This is a genomic window from Victivallaceae bacterium (assembly GCA_036659455.1).
GTDB lineage: Bacteria > Chlamydiota > Chlamydiia > Chlamydiales > Chlamydiaceae > JAVXCN01.
Genome location: JAVXCN010000001.1, coordinates 348533 through 370634, shown reverse-complemented (window position 1 = coordinate 370634; position 22102 = coordinate 348533). Strand labels below are relative to the sequence as shown.

Annotated in this window: 22 protein-coding genes; 17 read left to right on the top strand and 5 right to left on the bottom strand. The window is 39.1% G+C overall.

The features are described 5' to 3' along the window. The first annotated feature begins 27 nt into the window (after positions 1 to 27). From RSA43_01660 to mnmA, 9 genes are all read left to right on the top strand, one after another. Entirely contained in the window at positions 28 to 525 is a 498-nt protein-coding gene (locus RSA43_01660) for a DUF5070 domain-containing protein (protein ID MEG2495994.1), read from the top strand. A gap of 80 nt (positions 526 to 605) precedes the next feature. Next, positions 606 to 2372 carry a phospho-sugar mutase gene (locus tag RSA43_01655; protein ID MEG2495993.1) on the top strand — a complete coding sequence of 589 codons (1767 nt, stop codon included), beginning with the start codon at positions 606 to 608 and terminating at the stop codon, positions 2370 to 2372. Between the two features lie 30 nt (positions 2373 to 2402). After that, positions 2403 to 3029 (top strand): superoxide dismutase, encoded by a 627-nt coding sequence (locus RSA43_01650; protein ID MEG2495992.1) that lies wholly within the window; start codon positions 2403 to 2405, stop codon positions 3027 to 3029. 66 nt (positions 3030 to 3095) lie between these two features. After that, a complete protein-coding gene (gene accD / locus RSA43_01645) occupies positions 3096 to 4019 on the top strand; it encodes an acetyl-CoA carboxylase, carboxyltransferase subunit beta (protein ID MEG2495991.1) in 924 nt (307 codons plus the stop codon). 17 nt (positions 4020 to 4036) lie between these two features. Continuing rightward, positions 4037 to 4495: a dUTP diphosphatase gene (gene dut, locus RSA43_01640; GenBank protein MEG2495990.1), complete on the top strand. Its 459-nt coding sequence runs from the start codon at positions 4037 to 4039 to the stop codon at positions 4493 to 4495. Then, complete coding sequence (locus RSA43_01635) at positions 4496 to 4981, top strand: PTS sugar transporter subunit IIA (protein MEG2495989.1); 486 nt, start codon at positions 4496 to 4498, stop codon at positions 4979 to 4981. It begins immediately after the preceding gene. 3 nt (positions 4982 to 4984) lie between these two features. Continuing rightward, positions 4985 to 5665 carry a PTS sugar transporter subunit IIA gene (locus tag RSA43_01630; GenBank protein MEG2495988.1) on the top strand — a complete coding sequence of 227 codons (681 nt, stop codon included), beginning with the start codon at positions 4985 to 4987 and terminating at the stop codon, positions 5663 to 5665. A gap of 68 nt (positions 5666 to 5733) precedes the next feature. Continuing rightward, positions 5734 to 6345: a hypothetical protein gene (locus tag RSA43_01625; GenBank protein MEG2495987.1), complete on the top strand. Its 612-nt coding sequence runs from the start codon at positions 5734 to 5736 to the stop codon at positions 6343 to 6345. 294 nt (positions 6346 to 6639) lie between these two features. Further along, the gene (gene mnmA / locus RSA43_01620) at positions 6640 to 7731 is read left to right on the top strand and encodes a tRNA 2-thiouridine(34) synthase MnmA (protein ID MEG2495986.1); all 1092 of its coding nucleotides are present in this window, start codon (positions 6640 to 6642) and stop codon (positions 7729 to 7731) included. On the opposite strand, the gene RSA43_01615 is transcribed toward mnmA, so the two are convergent. After that, positions 7700 to 10228 (bottom strand): ATP-dependent Clp protease ATP-binding subunit, encoded by a 2529-nt coding sequence (locus tag RSA43_01615; protein ID MEG2495985.1) that lies wholly within the window; start codon positions 10226 to 10228, stop codon positions 7700 to 7702. The two genes, mnmA and RSA43_01615, sit on opposite strands and share 32 nt — an antisense overlap. Positions 10229 to 10425: 197 nt before the next feature. Here RSA43_01615 and RSA43_01610 point away from each other — a divergent pair, with 197 nt between their 5' ends. The 8 genes from RSA43_01610 to RSA43_01575 all read left to right on the top strand — a co-directional run bounded on the left by RSA43_01610 (position 10426) and on the right by RSA43_01575 (position 18013). Further along, positions 10426 to 11142 carry a hypothetical protein gene (locus RSA43_01610; protein MEG2495984.1) on the top strand — a complete coding sequence of 239 codons (717 nt, stop codon included), beginning with the start codon at positions 10426 to 10428 and terminating at the stop codon, positions 11140 to 11142. Continuing rightward, positions 11143 to 12546: a phosphatidylserine/phosphatidylglycerophosphate/cardiolipin synthase family protein gene (locus tag RSA43_01605; protein ID MEG2495983.1), complete on the top strand. Its 1404-nt coding sequence runs from the start codon at positions 11143 to 11145 to the stop codon at positions 12544 to 12546. A gap of 24 nt (positions 12547 to 12570) precedes the next feature. Continuing rightward, complete coding sequence (locus RSA43_01600) at positions 12571 to 13980, top strand: phosphatidylserine/phosphatidylglycerophosphate/cardiolipin synthase family protein (protein ID MEG2495982.1); 1410 nt, start codon at positions 12571 to 12573, stop codon at positions 13978 to 13980. Positions 13981 to 14080: 100 nt separating this feature from the next. Further along, positions 14081 to 16168, top strand: a complete 2088-nt coding sequence (locus tag RSA43_01595; protein MEG2495981.1) for a hypothetical protein — start codon at positions 14081 to 14083, stop codon at positions 16166 to 16168. A gap of 18 nt (positions 16169 to 16186) precedes the next feature. Continuing rightward, positions 16187 to 16804 carry a hypothetical protein gene (locus tag RSA43_01590; GenBank protein ID MEG2495980.1) on the top strand — a complete coding sequence of 206 codons (618 nt, stop codon included), beginning with the start codon at positions 16187 to 16189 and terminating at the stop codon, positions 16802 to 16804. Further along, on the top strand, positions 16801 to 17160 hold the full coding sequence (locus tag RSA43_01585) for a glycine cleavage system protein H (protein ID MEG2495979.1): 360 nt from the start codon (positions 16801 to 16803) through the stop codon (positions 17158 to 17160). The genes RSA43_01590 and RSA43_01585 overlap by 4 nt, the downstream gene beginning before the upstream one ends. Before the next feature lie 114 nt (positions 17161 to 17274). Next, positions 17275 to 17583 (top strand): hypothetical protein, encoded by a 309-nt coding sequence (locus tag RSA43_01580; GenBank protein ID MEG2495978.1) that lies wholly within the window; start codon positions 17275 to 17277, stop codon positions 17581 to 17583. After that, positions 17549 to 18013 (top strand): hypothetical protein, encoded by a 465-nt coding sequence (locus RSA43_01575; protein ID MEG2495977.1) that lies wholly within the window; start codon positions 17549 to 17551, stop codon positions 18011 to 18013. The genes RSA43_01580 and RSA43_01575 overlap by 35 nt, the downstream gene beginning before the upstream one ends. A 6-nt stretch (positions 18014 to 18019) precedes the next feature. Here RSA43_01575 and nqrE read toward each other — a convergent pair whose 3' ends face one another. The 4 genes from nqrE to RSA43_01555 are packed head-to-tail and all read right to left on the bottom strand — an operon-like array spanning position 18020 to position 21870. After that, on the bottom strand, positions 18020 to 18757 hold the full coding sequence (gene nqrE / locus RSA43_01570) for an NADH:ubiquinone reductase (Na(+)-transporting) subunit E (GenBank protein ID MEG2495976.1): 738 nt from the start codon (positions 18755 to 18757) through the stop codon (positions 18020 to 18022). 8 nt (positions 18758 to 18765) lie between these two features. Continuing rightward, complete coding sequence (nqrD, locus tag RSA43_01565) at positions 18766 to 19410, bottom strand: NADH:ubiquinone reductase (Na(+)-transporting) subunit D (protein MEG2495975.1); 645 nt, start codon at positions 19408 to 19410, stop codon at positions 18766 to 18768. Next, positions 19407 to 20345: an NADH:ubiquinone reductase (Na(+)-transporting) subunit C gene (nqrC, locus tag RSA43_01560; GenBank protein ID MEG2495974.1), complete on the bottom strand. Its 939-nt coding sequence runs from the start codon at positions 20343 to 20345 to the stop codon at positions 19407 to 19409. The genes nqrD and nqrC overlap by 4 nt, the downstream gene beginning before the upstream one ends. Continuing rightward, positions 20338 to 21870 (bottom strand): Na(+)-transporting NADH-quinone reductase subunit B, encoded by a 1533-nt coding sequence (locus RSA43_01555; GenBank protein MEG2495973.1) that lies wholly within the window; start codon positions 21868 to 21870, stop codon positions 20338 to 20340. Before RSA43_01555 ends, nqrC begins: the two co-directional genes overlap by 8 nt. Between the last annotated feature and the right edge of the window lie 232 nt (positions 21871 to 22102).

The following is a 22102-nucleotide window of genomic DNA, read 5'->3' as shown; positions in this document are numbered from 1 at the left end:
CTCGGTCCACGGACAGAGGGACTCTTTATGCGTTTTGTTTTAGCTCCCGGTTATCAAACGGAATTCAATACGAGAGGGAGTGTTTTTTTTACTAAACTGGCCGACTCTACGAGTTGTCGCTCTTTGTATAGCGAGATAAGTAATTTTATTAAAGAAAAAACCGATTCTCGCGATGACCGTTCTTATCGGTGTTTGTTTCGTTCACTTCCTTCCGTGGAAAGATTCATTTATCGACAGGGATTGGCTGATTTTGCTTCTGCTTTATTGAGTCGACGTCCTTTGTGGTTGGTATATGATGAATTCATGCCTTATCCCAGAAGCGTCGAGTATGTTAAAAAGGATCACGAAGATTGCATACTTCTCCTGAACCTTAGGCATAAGGAAAATATCGGAGACGGTATCTTTTTTTGCGAAAAATTACCCGAATCCGTTTCTTCAAGGCAGAGTCCGGGTAACGGTTTTCTTCTGTTGTCTTTTTCTTACGTAAGAATGCCTCAGCATTGTCCGATGTTTAATTGCTCATAAATTTTTTCGTTGCGGAAACAACGACGGCAGTGTAATGAGATTATTGCAAGACGGTTATCAACGATCGGTGGAGAAGAATTATGGATATTGATGAGATCAACGACATATTAGCCGATAATTTCGATATGTTAACGGCCGATAATATTAAAAGTTGGTTATTCGGTAATTTTCCGGATCAAGTCAAACAAGAAATTTTGTCTCGATTGAAAAAAGATCCCGCGTCTTTAACGGACGCTTTTTATCGAAATTTAACATTCGGTACCGGTGGGATGCGAGGCATTGTCGGTATAGGGACTAACCGCATCAATGTTTTTAATATTCGCAAAGCGACACAGGTTCTTGTTAATAGTCTTATAACCAGACAGATTCCGGGAAATAGTCTTCGTCATAAGGTAATCGTAGGATACGATACCCGAGCACAATCTCAAGCTTTTGCTTGGGAGACTGCCGCCGTATTGTCGTCTTCCGGAATAGAAGTGCTTTTATTTGATAAACCGCGTCCGGTTGCCATGGTGTCTTTCGGAGTGATTCGGGAACACTGTAGCCTCGGTATTATGATCACTGCTTCTCATAATCCGCCAGAATATAACGGTTATAAAGTTTATATGGAAACCGGCGGTCAGGTGATTTCGCCCTTCGATAAAAAAATTATTGAAGAATTCAATTGTGTGAAATTCGTAGACGTACCAAAAAACAATCCGAGCCTTATTCGTAATTTAGGCGAAGATATGGATAAAGCGTATCTTGAAACGGTCGATAAATTACGTTTATACGGCGACGACGATCTTGCGTTAGGAAACTCTTTAAGCGTGATTTATTCTTCTTTACACGGTACGGGAATGGATATTGTCCCGCGATTGTTGAAGGACTGGGGGTTCTCAGGACTGGAGATCGTTAAGGAGCAAGCTCCGGATCAAGGTTTGTTTCACACGATCGGCAGTCCTAACCCAGAAGAAAAGGAAGCGCTGTCAATGGGAATTGAGGTGTTGAAAAAAAATCAAGGAGATCTTTTTCTTGCAACGGATCCGGATGCCGATCGATTAGGTGTCGTCATTCTTGATAAAGGTGAAGTTGTTATTTTCAACGGTAATCAAATAGCTTGTCTTCTGGCTCATCATATTTTGGGAGCCTTAGCGAAAAACATTCGTCTTAATGACAATTATAAGCTGGTCAAAACGATTGTAACTACGGAGTTATTGAAAAATATAGCTCAAAAATACGGTGCCGATGTTGTCGACGTTCCTACGGGTTTTAAATACGTCGGAGAGAAAATGGCTCTTTGGGAGGGTACGGAGACGGTTTACGTTTTCGGAGCGGAAGAGTCTTACGGTTACTTATACGGAACATATGCTAAAGATAAGGATGCCGCAGCAGCAGCCGCTTTGATAGCAGAAGCCGCTTTGCAAGCTAAAAATCGAAAAAAAACTCTTCTGGACGTTCTCTACGAGATTTATAACGAACACGGATTTTATGCTTGTAAAACTGTTTCCAAAACTTTTGAGGGGAAAGCCGGAGATAAAAAAATTAAGGATCTCATGACCGTATTTCGTCAATACGGAGAAGATAAAAAGAATATAGGCGGTAAAAAAGTTTTACTTTTCGAAGATTATTCTACGGGTAAATTTACGTATGCAGTTAACGTACTCAGATTTTTTACCGAAGACGGTTGTCGGGTGGTGTGTCGTCCGTCCGGAACGGAGCCTAAAATGAAATTTTATTTTGAATTATGTCGAAAATACGATAAAAATATTGCCGATTCGGCATTAAGTCGAGAAAGAATGATTCAAGTCGAAGCCGAGCTCGATGATTTTATAAAACAAACTTTTTCTACTTGGAATTTTAATTAAAATATTAACTTTGAGGACCCCAATTCGATTATGGAAACATTACAGTATACTTTACCCGAATTACCTTACGGCTTTGCCGAATTGGAACCCGTTATCAGTGAAGAAATTCTCAGGCTTCACTATTTGAAGCACCATGCCGGTTACGTGAATAACCTTAATACCGCTTTGAAACAACTGGAGAGAAATTATTCCGGCGGCGATTTGAATCAAATCATCGCTCTTCAAAAAACGATTCGTTTCAACGGGGGGGGGCATATCAATCATTCTTTATTTTGGGAGATGTTAACCCCTGAAAGCAAAGGAGGAGGAGAGCTTCCGAAAGGCCCGCTTTTGAAGGCTCTTGAAGAAAAATGGGGTAGTTTTGAGAATTTCTTAACGAAATTTATTGAATTTGCTGTTCCTCATCAAGGTTCCGGATGGGCATGGCTTGGGTATGATCCGGTAAATAAAACACTGTGCATGCGTAGTACCGATAATCAGGATCCTTTGGAACCTACTACAGGTGTTTATCCCGTTTTCGGAATCGATCTATGGGAGCATGCTTATTATTTACAGTATAAAAATCTTCGAATTGATTATTTAAAAGCCATTCCGAAAATAATTAATTGGCATTTTTCGGAACAAAAGTTTCAGGAAATAATTTTGGAACGGAAATAAAATTTTGATTGCTGAATTAGTTTAAATTGATTTAAAATTAACAATTTGATTTTTATCAGGTAGTTAGTGAGATTGTTTTCAAACGATAAGCCTAAAATTAAAGTACAAACTACAAAGACCGACGGTTTCAGCGGGTGGGTAAAGTGTACTCATTGTCATGAAATGATTCATGCGAATGAGCTGGCTCAAAACTGTAATTGTTGTCCCAAATGCGATTATCACTATCGACTTTCGGTTAAGGAGCGGATTGTTTCTCTGGCTGATGAAGGAACTTGGGTTCCTTTATTCGAAAATCTGGTTTCCGTCGACGTTTTGGAATTCGTGGATACGGAATCATACAAAGACAGGTTATCGAAATCCCGGAAGAAGTCAGGGACTGCCAGTGAAGGTGTTATGGTCGGAAAGTGTAAAATAGCACAAATTTCCGTAGCTCTGGGTGTCATGGATTTCAGTTTTATGGCGGGATCTATGGGATCGGTTGTGGGAGAGAAGTTAACGCTTTTGATTGAAGAGGCCTTGAATATCTCCGTTCCTTTGATTATCGTATGCGCCTCCGGGGGGGCGCGTATGCAGGAATCCGTCTTTTCCCTTATGCAAATGGCTAAAACTTCAGCAGCTTTGGCTAAATTGCATGCAGCAGGAGTGCCTTATTTTTCCATTCTTACTAATCCCACTTCCGGAGGAGTGACTGCTTCATTCGCTTCTCTTGGTGACGTTATCATAGCAGAGCCTCAGGCTTTGATCTGTTTTGCCGGGCCACGCGTCGTAACGCAAGTTGTCGGAGAAGAGTTGCCCCCCGGAGCTCAGAAATCGGAATTTCTGTTGGAAAGAGGTATGATAGATAAAATCGTTAGACGCAAAGAGTTGAAGAGTACTCTAGGGACTTTACTTGGTTATCTGCGACCTCGTGTTCGTGATATTTCTCCGGGAAATGATCTTTTATCGGATAAGCTTAAAGAGTTTTTTTTATTGACAGATGAAAAAGAATAAGCAATGATCCCCTCCTTATGAATATTGTGCTGGATGAAATCACGGTTTTTTGTAAAACCTCCGAAGGGGCAAGTGTTCCTTTTTATGCGACCGAAGGTTCTTCCGGAGCCGATGTTCGAGCAGCCGTTTTAAGTGATGTTATCATTAGTCCGGGTTCTCATTGTTTAATTCCGACCGGTTTGTTTTTTCATATTCCTAAAGGTTACGAAATCCAGGTTAGGTCCAGGAGCGGTTTGGCTTTAAAATACGGTATTGCCGTTTTGAATAGTCCGGGGACTATCGATTCCGATTATCGAGGTGAATTGGGTGTTATTTTGATAAACCACGGCATCGAAGATTTTAGAGTAACTCCCGGATTAAGAATCGCTCAGCTTGTAGTAGCTCCCGTATGTAAGGTTTGTTTTTCGGAGGTAGAGTCCGTTAATGACGATACCACGAGAGGTTCGTCGGGCTTCGGTCATACTGGGGAGAAGTAAATGCTCGCTTATCAAGAAAAAAATTGTCGGGAAACCTTTTCTTTAATTCCTTCTTACTTATCTCCTAAGTTAATATCGTTTTTAGATGAAGATACTCGTGAAGAGGTTTTGAAAACTCTCGTGGATTTGACCGTAAAAGAAGGTTTTTTGTCCGACAAGGATTTTTTTTATAAAGCTCTTCTCCGAAGAGAAAAAATCGTATCTACCGGTATAGGGATGGGAGTGGCTGTTCCTCATGCTAAACTTCAGGATTCCAAGGATTTTTTCGTTGTCATCGGCATTCATCGTCGGGGAGTTCTTTGGGATGCCATAGACGGTACTTTGGTGAGACTAATCTTTATGATTGGAGGACCGGAGTGCAAGCAATCGGCCTATTTACGTTTGCTTTCCGAGTTGACTTTCGCATTGAAGGATGACGTTCGACGAAAAAAAATGTTGGAAGCGTGCGAACCTGAAGAAATAATAGAATTATTTTCCGGAGCGTAGAGTATGGATTTGGATTTGGATGAATTGGTGACTCTTTTAAATGTAACCGAAGATAAAGTGAAATCCTGGGTGGAGTCGGACAGCATTCCTTGTTATCGTATGCATGGCGAATACCGCTTTAATCAAGAAGAAATCGAAAACTGGATCTTTAATAACAAAGGTGTGTTAAGCGAAGAGCGTTCCTCAGAAGAACTTCTTGAAAATTGCTATTTGAAATACGGTTTGTATAAATCGATTTATAAAGGCTTCGTTTTTTCTAACATTGAAGCTCATGATGTGTCTGATATTTTTCGTGCGGTCTGCGATCATATGTCGGAAAATTTTAGTTTGGATTCTCAAGTTCTGTCCGAGATGCTGATTTCTCGAGAAAAAATGATGTCTACCGGAATAGGAGGAGGAGTTGCTATCCCTCACGCAAGAGATTTTTTCTTGCCTATTCATTACAATATCGTAGTTGTTGTTTTTCTGAAAAATCCGATTGATTTTAAGTCTTTGGACGGAAAGCTTGTAGAGACGCTGTTTTTCTTATTCGCTTGTGATGATCGAAGTCATTTGAATTTGTTGGGAAAGATTGCTTATTTATCTTCGGATGAATCTGCGCGAAGTTTTTTTGAAACGAAGCCTTCGAAAGAAACATTTCTGAATTTTATAAAGTCTTGGGAGGGTCGTCTCAATCAAGTGTGACTTCTTTTTCCGTTAATCTCGTTGTATAAAATAAATTATATTGGTAATCTGAGGTTCAAGGAGCTTGTATGGAGGTTTGTGTGCGCCCGGGTATTTGTCTGAAAATTGCCGCTCTTTCGATTTTTTTAATGTTTTCTCAGAGCGTCTCTTTTGCTTCAAATTCTCAGGATACTTTCAAGATTTTGACTGAGTTGTCTCAGTCTATTGAAAGTAATCTTTTGGATGAGGAGGAATTAGCGGAAGTGACGGAATCGGGAGTTAAAGGTGTCGTCAAAGACGTTTTGCAAAGTCAAAGCGCCGAAAAAGCTCTTATCGAAACGGAAACCCCATCAGTCCGACTTGCTTCGGAGACGACAGTTCCGCCCTCTAACGAAAAGGTTACGGAAGAACCTTTGGTTGAAAAAAGTGTTGTTTCTGAGCTTTCTCCCAAGACAAAGAAATCTTTAATTGCCAGTAATACCCGAACAAAACAAAAAAAGGGTCCCGTTAGTAATAATATGGGGTCTTTTGAAGGAGTCTCTTCAGTGCAATGCGAGGATTCCGATTGTCAAGCTTGTATGTCAAAAAAAAGAACTCATAGCGGAATCTCCGGGATTACTTTCGGTGTTGCCGTAGCAGCTATTATAGCGGCTGCTTTGATCATTTCTTCTGCAGGTACGGCCGCAACGCCTACTCCTTGAGATAACCGAGCACATACTTTTTGAAAATGTTTTCGATCTTTTTAAAAGGCTTCGATTTCGGTATTTCTTGTAAATTTTTTTTAAAATTTTTCTGTTGTTTCGGAAAAAGAACTAGAGCTGCTTGTGAGATCGAAAGATCTTTTCTTAAATATTACCGATTGAATTAAAATGACCTATCGAAATTTTTTGAGATTCGGAGTTTTTAAAATCTCTCTTATGAATCTTAATTGTCGGTTATTGGGTCCTTATCGGCAAAAATTGTTGTTAAATCATAAAAATTGTTAAGGGTAAATTTTGAATAAGATAGTAGTCGGCATATCCGGAGGAGTCGATTCTTCCGTTTCCGCTTATTTATTGAAATCTCAGGGATTCGATGTCATCGGATTGTTTATGAAGAATTGGGATGAAGAAGATGAAGACGAAGGATGCTCATCTGCTCAAGATTATGAAGACGTAATGGCCGTTTGTGAATTTTTGGATATCCCTTATTATACGGTCTCTTTCGTTAAAGAATATAAAAACAATGTATTTGCCGATCTATTGGAAGGATATTCTCAGGGGTATACTCCTAATCCCGATGTGTTGTGTAATAGCGAGATTAAATTCAAACTTTTGCTTAAAAAAGCCGAAGAATTAGGCGGTTATCTGGCAACCGGTCATTACTGTCGAAAGACTTTTATTGACGGAAACGTCGTTCTCATGAAGGCCAAAGATCTGTCAAAAGATCAAAGTTATTTTCTTTCGATAACTCCCGGAAACTGCTTTCGCAAGGTTTTATTTCCTCTTGGAGATTTGTTAAAATCCGAAGTAAGAAAAATTGCATCGGAAGCGGGAATCTCTACGGCAACAAAAAAAGACAGTACCGGAATTTGTTTTATAGGAAAAAGAAATTTTAAGAATTTTTTAGGACGATATTTACCTGAGAAACAAGGATTGTTGATCGATTGGCATACGAAATCTATTTTAGGTCAGCATCCTGGGGCGCATTTTTTTACGATAGGACAAAGAAAAGGTCTTGAGATAGGCGGTCCTGGAGGTCCTTGGTATGTAGTGGGTAAAGATATGAATGAGAATATTATCTATGTTGTTAACAAAAAAGGGACCGAAGCTCTTTTGAAAGATCAGCTAACGGCAACCGATGTTAATTGGTTTTCAAAACCCAAGTTTCCGTATGAGTGCACGGCAAAAATTCGCTACCGATCGGAAGATGAACCGTGTTATTTAACGGAAGATGAGACAAATCCTAAAAACGTTAAAGTCGTTTTTCAAAGACCTATATCATCGATTACTCCTCGTCAAACAATCGTCTTTTATTCAGGAGACTTTTGTTTGGGAGGGGGAAGCATAGACGTTTCTATACTTCCGATGTCTCCAGTTCTTCCTTGATTACGATTTCTTCTCTCTCAAAAATAATCTTATCTTCCGCTAAACGAGCTTGTAAAACTAATCGCTCCTGATGTTGTCTTCCCGCTTCTTTCAATACAAACTCCGCAATGGGATCTTCCAAATATTGTTCGATGACTCTTCTTAAAGGACGTGCTCCCATTTCGGGAGAATTTCCTTCCTTCATAAGAAAAGTTTTTACTTCTTGAGGAATATTGATGAACAAATTTCGTTTGGCAATTCTGGAACAAAGTTTTTGGAGTTCCAAATCGATAATTTTACAAAGCGATTCTTCGGCTAAAGGATGAAAAATTACACTGCTATCCAACCGATTAATGAATTCCGGTTTTAAGTGTTTTTTCATGGCTTTATCGATCTTTTCTTCAATGACTTGATAATTCATATGATCACGAGCTCCGAAGCCTATTTCGCCGGATTTTTTGATCAAATCGGCACCTAAATTTGAAGTCATGATAATAATCGAATGTCGAAAATCGATCTTTCTTCCGAAAGAGTCCGTTAAACGCCCTTCTTCTAAAATTTGAAGCATTAGATCCATAATGTCTTGATGAGCTTTTTCTATCTCATCAAAAAGAACGACGCAATAAGGTCTTTGTCTTACTTGTTCAGTCAACTGACCGCCGTCCTCATGACCCACATATCCCGGAGGAGAACCCATGATTTTGGTGGCTGAAAATTTCTCCATATATTCCGACATGTCGACCTGGATCAAAGCGTCTTCTCCGCCGAACATTTGAGTGGCCAAGGTTCTTGCCAGAAGAGTTTTACCGACTCCCGTAGGACCTAGAAATAAGAATGATCCTGTCGGACGGTTGGGGTCTTTAATTCCGGTTCTTGCTCGGCGTATGGCTTTGCAAATGGCGATTATAGCGGGATCTTGCCCAATAACTTTTTCTTTTAAAGCCTCTTCCAATTTCAATAATTTTTCGCTTTCGGCTTCCGTTAATCTGTTAGAAGGAATTCCGGTTTGTAAAGCCACCACCTGAGCAACCGCTTCTTCGTCCACGGGTACCTGGTGTTCGTCCTTTCTGGTCTCCCATTCGGAACGAAGTTGTTGAAGATTGTCTCTAAGCTTTTTCTCTTCGTCTCTTAGACCCGCAGCTTTTTCGTATTCCTGAGTGTTGATAGCCTGCTCTTTGAGTTTTCTGGTCGTTTCAATAAGCTCTTCAAGTTTAGTCAACTCCGTGGGTTGGTTCATAGTAGCTACACGTACTCGAGCTCCCGCTTCGTCAAGAAGATCGATGGCTTTATCAGGAAGGAAACGACTGTGAACGTACTGATCGGCAAGAGAGGCTGCGCATTGTAAAGCTTCTTCGGTTATGAAAACGTTATGATGTTCTTCGTATTTTTTCTTAAGACCTCGCAGAATTTCAATCGTTTCGTCCACGCTGGGAGGATGGATGACAATTTTTTGAAATCTTCTCTCAAGAGCAGCATCTTTTTCTATATGCTTTCTGTATTCATCGATAGTGGTTGCGCCGATGCATTGAATTTCTCCGCGAGCTAAAGCAGGTTTTAAAATATTCGAAGCGTCGATGGCCCCTTCCGCAGCTCCTGCGCCTACAATGGTATGCAGCTCGTCGATAAACAGTAAAATATTTCCGTTTTTACGGACCTCATCCATGACTGCTTTGATTCTTTCTTCAAACTGTCCTCGATATTTGGTTCCGGCGATCATAAGAGCTAGATCCAAGGTAATCAATTTTTTCTTTCTTAAGCTGTCAGGTACTTCGTTTTTCACGATTTTTTGTGCCAGTCCTTCGACTATAGCGGTCTTGCCTACTCCGGCCTCACCGATGAGAACGGGATTATTCTTTCGTCTTCGGCATAAGATTAAGATCAGACGTTCGACTTCGGCGCTTCTACCGATAACAGGATCTAGCTTTGACTCTTTGTACATTTCGGTTAAATCGTAACCGTAAGCTTTAAGAGCCGATAATTTTTCTCCGGATCTATCCATTCCCAGAGAAGCTCCTGAAGGAGACTTCGAATTTTGAGAAGGAGGTCGAGAAGAAGAGCTCGACGGCGGAAGTTGTAGATTGAACGTCTCTAGCTCTTTTAAAATTTCTTTTCGTACTTCTTTGGGATCGATATTTAAATTTTCCAAAACTTGTGCAGCAACTCCGTCGGCTTGATTTAAAACCCCAAGAAGAAGATGTTCCGTACCGACATAATTGTGATCCAAAGCAATAGCTTCTTCATTAGCTGAATCAAAGGCTTTTTTGACACGACCCGTTAGAGCCGGATCTCCGTAAATTTGGATTTCCGGACCATAGCCTACCAGACGTTCGACTTCCCGGCGAACGAGCTCAAAATCGATCCCTAAATTCCTCAGGACATTAACTGCTATGCCCTGCCCCAATTTGAGAAGCCCAAGAAGAAGATGTTCCGTACCGAGATAATTATGATTTAATCTCTGAGCCTCTTTCTTAGCAAACTTAATGACTTGTTTTGCTCTATTAGTGAACTTATCAAACATAGAAATCCGAACGGTTTTTAATAAGCATATACGATATTGGACATATTCGTGCAACACTATGAATGTGTTGTTACTATTAAATTTTTTAAAAATGATAATGCATGTTCCGTACTCGGATATCGAATTTATAAATAAAAATCATTGATTGATTTTTATTTTATAATTAAAATCACTGGTTTTCAGATTTATTTTTATTAATGAAATGCGAAATTATTAACACGGGAGTCGGGAGAGCCTCAGAGAATATGGCTTTCGACGCTGCTTTATTTAAGGAAATGTTTCATCGCAGTCATCCGATTTTACATCTGTATGATTGGAAACGATCGTCTTTGACATACGGATATTTTATTCGAGAAGAAGATTTTTTTCTTGATGCCAATTTAAGGAATGACTGGGATATCGCCAGACGTTCTACAGGAGGGGGTATAGTTTTTCATAACGGAGATTTTGCTTTTTCTTTTTTCATGCCTTCGCATCACGTCAAATTTTCTAGAGAAATCGTTTTGAATTATCGGTTCGTCAATTCGTGTCTCGTTGAGGTTTTTCGAAAGTTTTTCGGTGAAACCGTTGTTTTGACTTCCGGAGACGGGGAAAGTGACAACGAAGTCAGTCGTAATTTCTGTATGGCGAAGATAACGAAATATGATGTTGTTTTAGACGGTAAAAAAGTAGGCGGAGCGGCTCAAAGAACGAGTAGACATGGATTTTTGCATCAGGGGACGATGTTTTTATCGCGTCCTTCCGAAAAGAATTTTCATGATGTTTTCAAATCGGATATTGCCGAGATTTTATTCCATGATTTTGGAAAGTATTCTTTTTTTCCTTTAGGAGAGGAAGTCTGCCCTAATTATCTTGAAGAAGTGAGGAAGGAATTGCGACAGGATTTAATCGAAATTATGAAAGAAAGGTTATAGATGATTATAAAATTTTTATTAAAAAGACTTGTTACTGTTCTTTGTTTTTTCGGGATCGCTGTTGTCGGAGAGGCTTCCCATATAAACGATGTTTATATTTGTCGTGATAGCCAAGAGACTTTGGAACGTCTATTACCCATATTGGCTGAGGCCGTAAGTTCCATTGAAATTTCATTTTGTTTTGCCGGAGGCAAGCCGTTCAGGAAGATTATGGAAATAATTTCCCATAGACTGGAAGTTGTCGATTGTTTGAAGGTCAAATTGATGGCTTGGTGTATTTTTTTAGATGAAAATGAGCAAAACCTCCTGAATAATCTCAAAACTTCCTACCCCGAACGGTTTGATTATCTGTACGTCAACACCATCCCTTCCAGGTTTCCGGATATGAACTGTTATCAAAATCATCAAAAATTCTTTGTCATAGACGAAAAATATTTTTGCTTGGGGGGGACTAATTTCGAAGAACTTATGTGTTCTCGTGGGACCGAGCCACTAACCGATTTTGCGCCTTTTAGAGAGCATATGATAATAAACGACAGATCTCTCGGAGCACGAGATCAGGACATTATGGGAAGAGGATCATTAGCCGTAGAAATCAGGAAAGAATTCTATCGTCAATGGGGATTATGGCAGACCTTTGAGGTTAATAGAGAACATTGCGATTCTATGTGTCCTTCCGATTATGTCCACATCAGTCTTTTTGACCCGGTTTTGGCAGCGTGTAATGTTTACGATTGGGATAAGGTGTCCAATGACATAGCTCATTTGAATTCCGAAACGGGTGAAGCAACTTGCTTGTTTTCGGGACCTCATAACAAGGGTGACAATCCGATTACTCAAGCTTATATTGAGCTGATCGATAAAGCCGAAAAAGAAATCATTATCGGAAATCTTTATTTCATGCTCGAAAAATGTTTAAAAGAGGCCTTGGTTAAAAAGGCTTCGCAAGGAGTTTGCATTAAGATCGTGACTAATGGATGTCATGATAAAGCTCCGGGGATTGTGGGTTTTTTCGGTTGGGGTAATAGATTCAACTATCTACCCATAATGCTCGGTTATTCGTATTTCAATATCTGGGACTTTGGCTATTCAAAAAAATTAAGCGAAAAAAATGTTTCGATTTATGAATACCACGTAGATCGCGTGGAATATCATAAGAAAATTTTAGTCGTTGATCGTAAGAGTATAATTATCGGGAGTTATAATTTAGGCAGAAGAAGTCATCTTTATGATTATGAGGTCGTTTTTAAAGCCGAATCTTCGAAGTTAGCTAACTTTTTAATTAAGATTATGGAAGAAGATATAGCTTTATCCAAAAAAGTGACTCGAGAGGAAGCCGAATCATGGCAGTTTAATTTCGGTTATCATTTTTTGGGCACTTCTCAAAACAGCTTACAAAGTTAAGTTAACAGTATCGGTTGATAAATTATGAATATTTTTAGACGTTTTTTATTTTTCATCATTTCTTCAGGTTGTGTTTTCGGTAACCTTGCCTTTACAGACGAGGCTCATACGGTTTTTCGAACAAAATCTCCGGCAGAATTCGTTTTGAGCGATAACGGACAAGAGTCGTATCGTTTGTTCTTGGATTGCCTTCAAAAGGCAAAGCGTTCAGTTGAATTATGTCCGTGCATGATTGGGGGGGAGATTTTTTATGAAATCCTTAGCGTTCTTAAAGAGCGCATGAACACGGAATCCGAGTTAACGGTTCATATGATCATCCAACCAACCATGTTTGACGAAAGGGACAGAGAAGAGCTCAAGGCAATGAAAAATCTTTTTCCGGATCGTTTTCATTATGTTTTCACTGACTTTGTGCCTTTAAATTTCCCTGAAATTAATGTTATAGAACTTCACATTAAGTTTTGTATCGTAGACGGAAAATATTTTATGTTCGGAGGGAGTAATCTGGAAGACTTTATGTGTACATCGGGCGATGTTGTTCCCGAAGAAAACACTTCTCCCAGACGTTTTTTGAACATGCGACGACCGCTGGCTTTTCGTGATCAGGACGTAGTTTGTAAGAACACGGAGTTAGCCGAATCTTTGCGGGAAATTTTTTACCGTTTATTCGCCGTATGGAGACATTATAGTAAAACTATGTGTTTAGTTAAGGATCCTTGGGGACTTCCTTGCGATTACACTCCTTTGGGAATTTATGATACCGTTGTTAAAGTTTTTGATGAACACCCGGATAAAGTGATCGTAGACGGATCTTGCGTTCGTCTGATATTTTCAGGGCCGCATATCGGCAAAAACAATCCGATAGGACAGGCTTATTGTGATTTAATCGCTAGTGCCCAGCGGAATATAATAATAGGGAATTTATATTTTCTACCTGTAGATCGTTTCATGAAATCGATACGTGGCGCCGTTAATAGGGGTATTGATTTTACGCTTATCAGTAATGGTATCCACGAATTATCTCCGGACTGTACGCAACATTACTGTTGGGGAAATCGTATCAATTATATTCCGATATTATACGGAAGGTCGTTTTATTTATGGGAAAAGTATAAAGTGTCTCAGGTTGGTTTGAAAAACACTAAGGTTTATGAATTTTATTTGTATCAAACTCAATATCATAAGAAAGTGATGTTAGTGGATGATCGGTACTTCCTTATAGGAAGTTATAATTTATGTCTTAAGAGTGAGTATTATGATTATGAAGGGGCGCTTGTAATAGATTCCGAAGAGGTCGGGGCAAAAGTATTAAAGATTTTAGACAAAGATCGTACGTTATCTTCCCATATATCGGCGGATTGTGCCATTGGATGGTTTTTTGATCCGAAAATTTATTTTCTAGGACATACGTTGACTAACCTTATGCCGGCTTGATTATATTTTAAGGGCGTATGATTCGTCGAATCTTGCGTTCTTGTATTTATTGAGTTAAACTTCAGGTGAGTCGTTAAACCTATGGAAGGTCTGTTTTCTTATGTTGTCGTTTTTTTATAGACATCAAAAAACCTGTATGATCGTCGCTATTGCAAGTCTTGTTTTTTCTTTTGTAAGCGTAGGAATATTTCAACTAGTCGAGGGGTTAGGAAAGCGTTCGCAGTGCGGTGCAACCGTTTTTGCGACTCCTGAAGGTGTTGAAATTAAAGAAACTCGATTCAAGGCTTTAGTGAATTTTTGTGATGTCGAGTCTACGCCTTTTGGCGGTAATCCTTTGGATTGGAATTTTTTGAATAAAGGTTTGGTTTCCGAATGGTTTCTAAACAGATCTTTCGGACAAATCGTGTTCGAAAAACTTCGTTTGAAAGAGATCTACGAATCCAAAAATGCTTTTGAGAAAAAATATCGTTTCTATCGTCGTGAAGATGCCCCTTTTATTGCTTCGGAAGAGGTTTGGAAAAGTTCGGCATCCGGATTTTTTTCGGCGTTGAACGATTTTTTGAATCATAACGAACCCTCTTCCGTTGAAGGTTTTCGTCTTCGAGTTGCCTTGTTTACTGAAGAAAAAGCATTCCCACCGGCTTTTCTTCAAAGAATGTTGCAATATAGACAAGAAATGTACGGCCTTCCTGTTGATCAGAGGCTTTACTCAGATCCGTCTTCTTTTTCCTTATTCGGATATAAAACTTTGAGTGATTGGTTTGGAAGAGATTATATAAAAACCATTGCCGGAGTGGTATGTTGCGGTGCGTCTAAAGCGGAAAAGAACGGTTTTAAGATCAGTAAAAAAGAAGCCAAACTTTTTATGCTGGCTAAAGCTCACGAATCTTTTAAGTTCTGTTGCGAGAAACTAAAATTTAGAGGGAGTTTCGATGAGTTTTTTTTGGCCTATCTAAGGAAGTTGGACTGTTCCGAGACCGTCTTGATCGAAATATATCGAGATATCATGCTTTTTGAAAAGTTAATGCAATCCATGAAAGGATTGGCTCCTTTCGATTTTCATCCGATAAAAGATTTTTCGATGTGGGCCGGAGAAAGCGTTGATGTGGAATTGGTTCATTTGCCTCAAGAGTTGATTTTGTCTTCAATTGATGATTTGGCAAGTTTTGAAGCTTATATAGATGCCGTTTATCCTCCTTGTAAAAATCTTTTGGATTTATCCGATAACCGTTTTTCTCCGAACGATGTTAAGAAAAAAGAAGAACGTCTTGTTGGACGATCTTACGAAATGGACTATGTCGTACTATCTTTGAAGGAGCTGGAATCCGGAGTTACCGTACAGGAATTGCGAGATTGGCAAAGAGATCCCGTTAACAAATCGGTTTTGGTTCACGAATTTCCTTTTCTTTCTTCCGGAGAAATTATTTCCTTAGATAAAAATACTAAGAAAAAAGTCGATTCTTTTTCTCGACGGCAGCTTATTTTGGGTAAACCCGATTTGATTAAAAATATGCTGAAAAATAAACCGGTTACAAGAGCAACGATAATTTTAAGCAAAGGAAAAGACCCGATTCTTGATGGGATTAAAGACGGTATGAAATTGGATGAACTACTGTCTCTCTATACGGAATTGGAAGCATATTCTCAGGATGATAGATTATTTTATTCATTTAAAGTCATTAATAGATCGGAACGAGAAGAGATATTGTCTTTGAGAGACGCTCGACGAAGAGGTATTCTTGATACAGCGGCTGAAAAATATCATGATCGGGTTACTTATGTTTTAAGTGCTTTAAAGGAGCGTTATCCGGAAAAATCCGATGAAGAACTGATTTTAAGACGGACTGCTTCAATATTGGAGCGGTTTTCTGAAAATGAAACCATTGTATTTGCCGATTGTCATCCGATTAAATCAACGAAAAAAATTTTCCGCCACGAAACTTTTTTCGATTCTTTCGAAAATGTAGTCGAAAACGGTAATAAACGATCGCCGGTGAAGATCAGCAAAGAGATAGGACCTTTTTATTATATCGTACATTCGCAGTCTTGTTACAATCTTGCTTTCGATTCGGATAAACTCTCTTTCATTAGTAATATTTTGGGAGATGAGATCTCAGAAAACTGCGTTAGAGAGATCTATAACGGCTTCGAAGTGTCCGGAGGATTAAAAGGAATATCGGTTTTTTAGGTTATTCGGAATCAAGCTGTGGATATCCCTTATACTTTTTTCTATGACATGATCTTTTCTTGCCTCGAGCTTTCCGTTCGTGCTAAGGAAGTTCCTGTTTTTTCCGATCCCATTTTTCAGTCGCAAATATTCGGATTGAGTGTATGGGGAGGACATTCCAAGGGAATATTGATTTTAAAATTTCTTATTAAAACATGTGAAGGACCGGATTTTATCGGAAATCCTAAGAAGATAGAATTGTTTTTCGATTTTTCGAACTGTCGAAATCAGAATTTGTTGAAATCCCAGACTCTTCTTTATCGTTTTCATTGTATGCCGTTAAAATTTGGGTCCGATTCGAAAGACAATCCTTTATTGAAAACGGCTCTTTATGGGCATTCGGAAAGAAATTCTCATAAAAGTGGATCTTTTGATCTTAGGAAAGATGTTTCATTGGGAGAAACCGTCGTTTTATTTCGTATCCCTTTACTTGATTGCGTCTATGCCGGTGAGCAACGGAATCGAATCGGCTTTGCTTTTAGACTGATTTCGGATCATCGCAAAATTTCTTTTCCTTTTGAAGAAAAATCCGGTTTTCTTTTGGAGGATAATTCTCTATTCTGGAGCTTTTTTTTTCTTAACGGTACGGTTTCATGAAGTTTTCGCAGTTTCACGTGTGGATTAAGGATTACGATGATGAAATCATGGTGGGACTTTCCAAGTACATAAGAGATAATTTGGGTACGATTTTGTACATCGATCTTCCCAATATAGGAGACGTTTTTGAAATCGAAAGTATCTTGTCGGTTGTGGAATCTTCAAAAGCTGCTATTGAGATTCCTTCGCCGGTTTACGGCGAGATAACTGCCGTTAATGAATTTTTAAAACATTCTCCTCGACTTCTCAATGAAGATCCTGAAGGTAGTGGATTTTTGGTTAAAATGAAGCTATTGTCCGAGCCGGATTTGACCTCTTTTCTCAACAGTGAGGACTACTATTTGATGAATGCTTAGTTCATTTTTATAAAAAAAAAATTAAAACTTATAATTTTTTTATTTTTTTGATTATTTAATTGTCAGTTTTGATTTACAATGTTCTTTTGATTTCGTTTTTTAGTTCGGTTATTAATGTCAATTCCTGTCGTTTATGAAAATCTCGTAGGTCAGATCTATTCTTTTAAAACTCTTGAAAATCGAGATGTAGAGGCTTCATTTGCAAAACATTGTACGATAGTCGCTATCAGTTGTCTTATAGTGGCCCTAGGCTTATTGATCGGCGGAGTGTTTTTGGTTACCGGAATGCCTCTTCAACTTACTATTATATCGATAGCTACGGTTGCCATTGCCGGAGCTTTGATTTTTAGTGCTATGGCTTTATCATTTAAAAAAGAATGGAGTAAAAATGTCCATATCGTCGACCAATTCGATTTCCGATAGCAGATCGACAGATTCTCCCGAAGTTGAGACTCATAATCGGTCCTTAGGCTTAGACCCTGAGGCAAACTCATCTTCTTCCGAGTTCACGGCGGTTAATTTATCGGATGATCGGTATTTTCACGTCTTCCGTTGTCAAGGTCCTGGACAGGCGAGACCTGCTCTTATGGAAGCTCAAGATTGGAATAGGTGCCCGCCTTCGGGAGATCGAGAACTGCAAATCGCTCCTCATTATGAAGCGATTCGAATACTCAACATAGTTTTTATTGTTCTACTGCTTTTAATCCCTATCTTCGGAATTGTTTTGGTGGTAACGCTCGGTTCGTCTTTAACCCCTATTCTGGGACTGGTGCAGATTGTTATTGCAGGGACTGCTTCTCTGGTTGCCTTAGTTAATTTAATGATAAGATATTATTTGAAACGAAGCTTCTAAGCCATTTCATAAAGATATATCATTTGACTGCTCTTTTTGATTTTCTTCGATTTGAAATTCCGAAATTTTTTCCGTATCAGTGTTTACGGTTGCGTTACGTGTCAAATCAATGCCCGTAAGACCCATGAAAGCCATAGCGATCAATCCGGTAGTTATCAAGGATAGTCCCATGCCTTTTAATCCACAAGGAGGGTTGGAATAAGCCAACTTTTCCTTAATGACGGCAAAGATCACGATAGCGAACCACCAGCCGGCACCGGCACCGAGGCAAAAAATAGTCATGGGAATAAAAGGATAATTTCTGATGGTTCCGAATAATACCCCTCCCAGAATAGCGCAATTAACTGCAATAAGGGGAAGAAAAATTCCGAGCGATTGATAAAGCGTCTGAGAGAATTTTTCGATAATCATTTCTAGGATTTGTACGAAAGCTGCAATAGTGGCAATAAACAATATGAGTTCAAGAAAATCCAAGTTCAGTTCCGAAAAAATAGGAGAAAGTTCGGATAGCCATGAAAGAGCTCCCGGAGCCGTTATAAAGTTATGGACAAACCAATTTAAACTTCCGGTAAAAGTTAAAACGACGGCTACCGAAAGGCCCAAACCGTTTGCCGTAGCTACATTATCGGAGCAAGCGAGATAGCTGCACATTCCGAGGAAATTGGCTAAGAGGATATTTTGTATGAAGGTCGATTGCAGAAATATTCCGAACAGGTTGATCCAGTGATAAGATCCCAACCACATATATCCTCCTATCGTGAACGATTCTTATTTGACTTAATGATCCATACCATACACCCGAGGATAAAAAAAGCCGAAGGAGCCAGAACCATAATACCGAGATTTTGGAAGCCGTTGGGCAAATTCTCCGAGGCATACCAATTTAGGGGAATAATTTGAATACCCCAAATTTGCCCGAATCCCAAAAATTCTCTAATCACTCCTACGATTAAAAGGACCCAGCCGTAACCAAAACCTGCTGCCAATCCGTCAAGAAATGCAAGGATCGGAGAAACATGACGTGCTTTGCTTTCGGCTCGACCCATAACGATGCAGTTCGTAATGATCAGTCCCACAAATACGGAAAGCGTTTTGGCCAAATTATAAAAAAAAGCTTTTAAGAACTGATCGATAGTAATAACAAAGAGAGAGATAATAATGAGCTGAGCAATCATACGTACTCTATCGGGGGTGATTTTCCTCAAACAAGATACGATTAACGATGAGAATCCGGTGACCAAACTGACGGCAATACCCATAGTTAAAGCAGTTTTGACCGTCGTGGTTACGGCAAGAGCCGAACAGATTCCTAAAACGGCAACCAGAATTTGATTTTGATCCCACAAAGGATCGAGAAAAACGTTTAAACACGTAAGTTTTTTATTCGGAATCATCATTTATTCGTACCATTAAGATTATGAAATTTAATGAGTAATTGTCTGTAAGGTTTTAATGACGAAGCATAGGCTTCCGTAACGCCGTTACATGTCAAAGTAGCTCCCGAGATACCATCGACGGATACCGATGCTTTTGGGGAGTCTGCTAGAGAAGCGGCAACACTTCCTTTTATTACATTAATGCCTAGAGAAGCCGTTTGAAAATTAGTGACGCCCGAAGAATTCAAAAATACTTTTTTGTTATAAAATTGTTTTTGCCAAGAGGGATCCGTAATATTTGCCCCTAATCCCGGAGTTTCACCTTGGAGATACCAAGTAGTTCCCAATACGGTGTCACCATTATTTTCAAGAGCTAAAAATCCGTAAATGGGACTCCATAATCCGAATCCGGAAATCGGAATAATTATGGAAGCTATCGGACTCGGAACGGATAGCAGAGATTTCGAGGTTATTGGAGAAGAGCCGGTAGCCGTGTTTAAAAGAACATAAAAAAGATAAAATCCTTTGTTTTTCTTTTCCTTAGAAGAATAAAAATCGTCAATCGTTAAATTTTTTTCCTCCAAGGAAAAAATGTTTCCTTGAGAATCCGTAACGAAACTTTTAATGAAAGCAAGGGAGAACTCATTAATTGCACCCATAGTTAAAGGGACTATTTTTTCTCCTAAGGAAAACGGTTTTAAGATCTTGGCTTTGACATCATAATAGGCGGGTACAAAAGTATCGTTGTCTCGTTTTAGGAAGATATCATTGTAATTTAAAACGTGTGTTGCAATTAACATTTGTTTGTTTTTATCGAATTCTACGGCTTTTACTTGTGCTTTTCTAAGAGCATAAGCAACTGTTGATAAAAGAAGCCCGCTTAAAAAACACAAGATCAAAATGAAAGAAAGAACATACCAGGACTTATTGATAACGTTTTTTATGTCTTTAAGCATCTGTGCCACAGGTCTTCCTTTTTTTTCTGTAACTTCTTACGGAATAATAATCAATTAAAGGTGACAAGACGTTTCCCATTAATATTGCCAACATGACACCCTCCGGGTATGCCGGATTGGTAAGTCGAATGATTATGGTTAGGCATCCGATAAGCAGGCCATAGATCCACTTTCCTTTTTTCATAGAAGGGGAAGAAACCGGGTCGGTTGCCATATACACAAGTCCGAATGCCAAACCGCCCATCATTAAATGTCTATAAGCCGGAATAAAAAATTTAGCAGGAACCCAAGCGGCTCCTTGAGAACTTAATTCGATTCCTAAAAATTTGAATAACCATGCCGTTAAGAAGGCTCCAAGTCCGAAAGAGAGCATGGTTCGCCAAGAACCTATACCTGTTATAATGAGAAAAATAGCTCCTGCTAAACAGGCAACGGTTGATGTTTCTCCCAGAGAGCCGAGAATATTACCCCAGAACAAATTACCGTTAGAAAATTTACCTAAACCGTAAATCAGATCGGATGCCAAATAAGCGGAATCGAATTGTCCTTGAGCTAAAGCCAAGCCCCCCTGTTCAAATGGAGCGGAAAGAAAGGATTGAAGATCGGAAGAAGTTAAAAAACCGTTAATTAGGTCAGGATGTGTATGTTGCCATAAGGTAAATTGTTGCATTATTAGTTTTTGAGAACTCACAATATCTAAATTATGCAAGATATTAGCTGCGATGGCATCGACGTGAACTTTTTTTATTGCCGGAGAAAGAGCGTTTAAAGTTTGAAGAGGCGTAGCCTGCGTAAATCCTTCAATAGGAATTTGAAGAGAATGATTCATTTGTCTTAGACTTTGAGTGATCACGGATGTATTGCTTCCCACCCAAACATCTCCCGTCATCGAAGCAGGAAACGTAAAGAAAAGAAAAGCTCGTCCCGTTAGTGCCGGATTTAGGATATTCATACCTGTTCCTCCGAATATCTCTTTACCGATAATCACTCCGAAAGCTATCCCTAAAGCAGCCATCCAATAAGGAATGGTCGGAGGAAGAGTAAGAGGGTATAGGATTCCGGTTACCAGTAAGCCTTCGGCAATTTTATGTCCTCTGAATACGGCAAAAACGATTTCGCAAATTCCCCCAACCGTATAGCTGATTATCAAGAGAGGAAAAAAAATTAAGGAGCCTGCTTTGATGATTTGAAGATAACGTCCTGAAGAAAAAGTAAACCTCAGATAGCTCTTTAATGATAAAGAAGCTTTAAGAAAATCATTCATTAACTGTCCGTTTCCGGAAGAATAGATTATTTTTTGTACTCCGGCGTTCCACACGGCAACAAAAATCGGAGGGAGAAGTGCAACTATGACAAGTGTCATCCATCGTTTTACATCGACGGAATCTCTTATGAAAGGTGGAGATTCGGCATTCAGTGCCGGTTCAAAACAAAAGGAATCAATAGCGTCCGTCAGAGGATGAAGTTTTTTGAATTTTCCGTTGTTGAGTTTAACCAGTGTATAATTGATCAGCTTGCGTAGCATTGTATTATCTTTATTTTGCATTCAATAAGAACGTAGCAAATTTTTTTGAATTTTAAAAATAAAAAAGGCAAATAGTCGATCAGGAGAATCATAAAAGGCAAGGCACTGATTTTTGATTTAAGTGATAAAAACTCAATAATCGGTTTTGCGAGTATTGGAGTTAAAATCGTCGCAATTATCGGAAGATTATTGTTTCTTCGGAAAATAAATTGAAATTACGATGACTCACTAA

What these genes read in the sequence shown, in the direction of transcription:
- RSA43_01610 (MEG2495984.1), top strand. Translation starts at nt 10,426, where the DNA reads ATGAAATGCGAAATTATTAACACGGGAGTCGGGAGAGCCTCAGAGAAT.
- RSA43_01585 (MEG2495979.1), top strand. Translation starts at nt 16,801, where the DNA reads ATGAAGTTTTCGCAGTTTCACGTGTGGATTAAGGATTACGATGATGAA.
- nqrE (MEG2495976.1), bottom strand. Translation starts at nt 18,757, where the DNA reads ATGTGGTTGGGATCTTATCACTGGATCAACCTGTTCGGAATATTTCTG.
- RSA43_01595 (MEG2495981.1), top strand. Translation starts at nt 14,081, where the DNA reads ATGTTGTCGTTTTTTTATAGACATCAAAAAACCTGTATGATCGTCGCT.
- dut (MEG2495990.1), top strand. Translation starts at nt 4,037, where the DNA reads ATGAATATTGTGCTGGATGAAATCACGGTTTTTTGTAAAACCTCCGAA.
- RSA43_01575 (MEG2495977.1), top strand. Translation starts at nt 17,549, where the DNA reads ATGTCCATATCGTCGACCAATTCGATTTCCGATAGCAGATCGACAGAT.
- RSA43_01580 (MEG2495978.1), top strand. Translation starts at nt 17,275, where the DNA reads ATGTCAATTCCTGTCGTTTATGAAAATCTCGTAGGTCAGATCTATTCT.
- RSA43_01555 (MEG2495973.1), bottom strand. Translation starts at nt 21,870, where the DNA reads ATGCTACGCAAGCTGATCAATTATACACTGGTTAAACTCAACAACGGA.
- RSA43_01660 (MEG2495994.1), top strand. Translation starts at nt 28, where the DNA reads ATGCGTTTTGTTTTAGCTCCCGGTTATCAAACGGAATTCAATACGAGA.
- nqrC (MEG2495974.1), bottom strand. Translation starts at nt 20,345, where the DNA reads ATGCTTAAAGACATAAAAAACGTTATCAATAAGTCCTGGTATGTTCTT.
- RSA43_01625 (MEG2495987.1), top strand. Translation starts at nt 5,734, where the DNA reads ATGGAGGTTTGTGTGCGCCCGGGTATTTGTCTGAAAATTGCCGCTCTT.
- RSA43_01600 (MEG2495982.1), top strand. Translation starts at nt 12,571, where the DNA reads ATGAATATTTTTAGACGTTTTTTATTTTTCATCATTTCTTCAGGTTGT.
- nqrD (MEG2495975.1), bottom strand. Translation starts at nt 19,410, where the DNA reads ATGATGATTCCGAATAAAAAACTTACGTGTTTAAACGTTTTTCTCGAT.
- RSA43_01605 (MEG2495983.1), top strand. Translation starts at nt 11,143, where the DNA reads ATGATTATAAAATTTTTATTAAAAAGACTTGTTACTGTTCTTTGTTTT.
- RSA43_01650 (MEG2495992.1), top strand. Translation starts at nt 2,403, where the DNA reads ATGGAAACATTACAGTATACTTTACCCGAATTACCTTACGGCTTTGCC.
- RSA43_01630 (MEG2495988.1), top strand. Translation starts at nt 4,985, where the DNA reads ATGGATTTGGATTTGGATGAATTGGTGACTCTTTTAAATGTAACCGAA.
- RSA43_01615 (MEG2495985.1), bottom strand. Translation starts at nt 10,228, where the DNA reads ATGTTTGATAAGTTCACTAATAGAGCAAAACAAGTCATTAAGTTTGCT.
- RSA43_01655 (MEG2495993.1), top strand. Translation starts at nt 606, where the DNA reads ATGGATATTGATGAGATCAACGACATATTAGCCGATAATTTCGATATG.
- RSA43_01635 (MEG2495989.1), top strand. Translation starts at nt 4,496, where the DNA reads ATGCTCGCTTATCAAGAAAAAAATTGTCGGGAAACCTTTTCTTTAATT.